We start from the raw sequence: 3,877 nt of genomic DNA, 5'->3' as shown, positions 1-3,877 counted from the left end.
CACGCGGCACTTCGTCGGCCGGTATGGACGACGCACGGCGCTGCGATTCGCTGTCCAGCGTCGTTTCCACCTCACCGGTTTCAGTGGGCGCGGTGTAGGTGACGTTGGTGATGTTCTCGGCCCGGTTTTCCAGTTCCTCGGCGGCCTGCTCCAGCTGTTCGCCCGACTGGACCTTGACCGTCATCAGCACCTTGGTGACCTCGTTCTTCACGCTGTCCAGCAACTGGCCGAAGAGTTCAAAGGCTTCGCGCTTGTATTCCTGCTTGGGCTGCTTCTGCGCATAGCCGCGCAGGTGAATGCCCTGGCGCAGGTAGTCAAGGGCGCTCAGGTGTTCACGCCAGTGGCTGTCGATGCTTTGCAGCAGGACGATGCGTTCGAACTGCGTGAAGTTTTCTTCGCCGATCTTTTCGACCTTGTCGGCGAATGCGACGTTGGCCGCGGCGATGACTTTTTCCACGACTTCGTCGTCGGTGATGGCGGTCGCTGCCTCCAGCTCCTGGCGCAGGGGCAACTCGATCTGCCACTCGTCGCGCAGCACATTCTCGAGGCCGGCGATGTCCCACTGCTCTTCAACGCTTTCAACCGGCACGTACTGCCGCGCCAGGTCGGTGAAACAGCCCTCGCGCAGTGAAGCGATTTGCGCCTGCAGGTTGGCCGCATCCATGATGTCGTTGCGCTGCTGGTAAATCACCTTGCGCTGGTCATTGGCCACGTCGTCATATTCCAGCAACTGCTTGCGGATGTCGAAGTTGCGCGCCTCGACCTTGCGCTGGGCCGACTCGATGCTGCGGGTCACGATGCCCGCCTCAATCGCCTCGCCGTCGGGCATCTTGAGCCGCTCCATGATGGCCTTGACGCGGTCGCCCGCGAAGATGCGCATCAGCGGGTCGTCCAGGCTCAGGTAAAAGCGCGATGAACCGGGGTCGCCCTGGCGGCCCGAACGGCCGCGCAGCTGGTTGTCGATACGGCGCGATTCATGACGTTCGGTCGCGATGATGCGCAAGCCGCCCAGGGAGGTAACCTGCTCGTGCTCTTCTTTCCAGACCGTGCGCAGACGGGTGATTTCCGCCTCCCTGGCCGCTACATCGAGCGACTCGTCCGTTTCAACCGCTTCAATCAATTTTTCAACATTACCGCCCAGCACGATGTCGGTGCCGCGGCCCGCCATGTTGGTGGCAATGGTGATCATTTTCGGCCGCCCGGCCTGGGCAATGATGTCGGCTTCGCGGGCATGCTGCTTGGCGTTGAGCACCTGGTGCGGCAGGTTTTCCTTGATCAGCAACTGGTCGATGATTTCGGAGTTCTCAATCGACGTCGTGCCGACCAGCACGGGCTGGCCGCGCTCATAGCATTCACGGATGTCCTTGATCGCAGCTTCGTACTTCTCGCGGGTAGTCTTGTAGACGCGGTCCAGCTGGTCGTCGCGGCGGCTGACGCGGTTGGGCGGGATGACAGTGGTTTCGAGGCCGTAGATTTCCTGGAATTCGTAGGCTTCGGTGTCGGCCGTTCCGGTCATGCCGGCCAGCTTGCTGTACAGGCGGAAATAGTTCTGGAAGGTGATGGAGGCCAGCGTCTGGTTCTCAGCCTGGATCTGCACGCCTTCCTTGGCTTCGACAGCCTGGTGCAGGCCGTCGCTCCAGCGGCGGCCCGACATCAGGCGGCCGGTGAATTCGTCAACGATCACGACCTCGCCGTCCTGCACCACATAGTGCTGGTCGCGGTGGTAGAGCAGGTTGGCGCGCAGCGCTGCATACAGGTGATGCATCAGCGAAATATTGGCCGGATCGTACAGCGTGGCGCCTTCCGGAATCAGGCCCAGGTTGAACAGCAGGCGTTCGGCGTTCTCATGACCCTGCTCGGTCAGGAAGACCTGATGGGTTTTCTCGTCGATGGTGTAGTCACCGGGCTTGGTCACGCCTTCGCCGGTGCGCGGATCGGCTTCGCCTTCCTGGCGCGTCAGCAAGGGCACGACCTTGTTCATCGCCAGGTACATCTCGGTGTGGTCTTCAGCCTGGCCGCTGATGATGAGCGGCGTGCGGGCTTCGTCGATCAGGATCGAATCGACCTCGTCAACGATGGCGTAATTCAGGCCGCGCTGCACGCGGTCTGCCACCTCGTAGACCATGTTGTCGCGCAGGTAGTCRAAGCCGWATTCGTTGTTGGTGCCGTAGGTGATGTCGGAGCCGTAGGCCGCCTGCTTTTCCTCGCGCGACATGTTGGGCAGGTTGATGCCGACGGTGAGGCCCAGAAAGTTGTAGAGCTTGCCCATCCAGCGCGCGTCGCGGCTGGCCAGGTAGTCATTGACTGTCACCACATGCACGCCTTTTCCGGTCAGCGCGTTGAGGTAGACCGGCAGCGTGGCGGTGAGGGTCTTGCCCTCGCCGGTGCGCATTTCGGAAATCTTGCCGTTGTGCAGCGACATGCCGCCCAGCAGTTGCACATCAAAGTGACGCATCTTCATGACGCGTTTGCTGCCCTCCCGGACCACGGCAAAAGCTTCAGGAAGAATGGCATCGAGTTCTTCGCCTGCGGTCACCCGGTCTTTGAATTCCTGGGTTTTGGTGCGCAGCTGGTCGTCGCTCAGCTTCTCATACTCGAGTTCCAGCGCATTGATGCGTTCTACGGTTTTGCGGTAGGTTTTGAGCAGGCGGTCGTTGCGGCTGCCGAAAATTTTGGTCAGGATGTTGGAAGCCATAAATGCGAGGCCGCCTTTGACCGCTCCCGCGAGCTAGGCAATGCGGCCGAAATCCCTTTTTGTGTACGGAACCTAGGTGTGGGCGCCAACAGTTACTTCAACTGGGCCCAAACCCCTGATTTTAACTCTGCCAAGGGAGTCGCATGGCCCGCCGCCGTAAAACCGCAGCGRCAAGCCAAAAGCCGTGCACGTGGCACGGCAGCGGCAAGCGCCTAGTGGGGGCGCGGCAGCTGGGGAGCCGGCACAGCCGGCCGCGGAGAAACCGCTGCCACCGTGGGCCCGGGCAGTTTTTGCCCTGYGGTCAGGAATTTTTGCGGGTCCTGAAAGACGCCCTGGACCAGCACCTCGAAATGCAGGTGCGGACCGGTGGAACGGCCCGTGGTGCCCACTTCTGCAATCTTCTGGCCGCGCTTGATCAGGTCGCCTTTTTTGACCAGCACGCGGGACGCATGGGCGTAGCGTGTGACGAGTTCGTTGCCGTGGTCGATTTCCACCATGTTGCCGTAGGCGGGGTGGTATTCCTGCGTGACGACCACACCGCCTGCGGCGGCAAGAATCGCGGTACCCGGCTCGGACGGGAAATCCAGGCCGGTGTGCAAGGCGGAGCGTCCGTTCATCGGGTCAATGCGCCAGCCGAAAGGTGAGCCCAGATTGCCACCGGCCACCGGCTCCTGGGTGGGAACCATCATTTTCTTGATCTTCTGGTCGAAGAGGCGCGACTCCATCACGGTCATGAGATCCACGCGCTGGTCGGTCAGTTTGTCCAGGTCAGCCAGGGTAGCTTGCAGCTCTTCCATGGTCAGCGAAGGACCCGCCACCAGCACGCCGCCGCGGCCAGGCGTCACCTTGATGTCATTCGGGCTGACCCCTGCCAGGCCCGACACCCGCTCGCCGAGCGCTTCGAGCTGCATCATCTTGGCCTGCATTTCACCGACCCGCCTGGCCATGACATCGAGGTTTTCACGCATAAAGCGGTCACGCTGGTCGAATTCGTCCTTGACCATGAGCTTGACCAGCGAGCCGACGACCGGCCAGCCTTCCCGCGCTCCCTTGAGGAACACCCAGTGATAGAGACCCGCAGCCACGAGCATGAGCGCCAGGGCGGCGACAAAGCCGGCCAGCACCAGTTTGGTACCGCTTAAATGACAAAGCCGGCCAGCACCAGTTTGGTACCGCTTAAAT

The 3,877-nt window shown here is 61.6% G+C and carries 2 protein-coding genes; both read right to left on the bottom strand.

Features of this window, described 5'->3' with window-relative positions; translation table 11 throughout:
• A partial coding sequence (gene secA / locus AC1D1P_RS16975; protein WP_477673777.1) for a preprotein translocase subunit SecA occupies positions 1 to 2,695 on the bottom strand: 2,695 nt, incomplete at its 3' end.
• A gap of 212 nt (positions 2,696 to 2,907) precedes the next feature.
• Positions 2,908 to 3,877 (bottom strand): M23 family metallopeptidase (locus AC1D1P_RS16970; protein ID WP_477673776.1); only part of this gene is annotated, 970 nt, incomplete at its 5' end.

The organism is Polaromonas sp. P1_E1_2 (assembly GCF_056406035.1).
The sequence above is the reverse complement of the archived record's forward strand: the minus strand, read 5'-3'. Positions and strand labels throughout refer to the sequence as shown.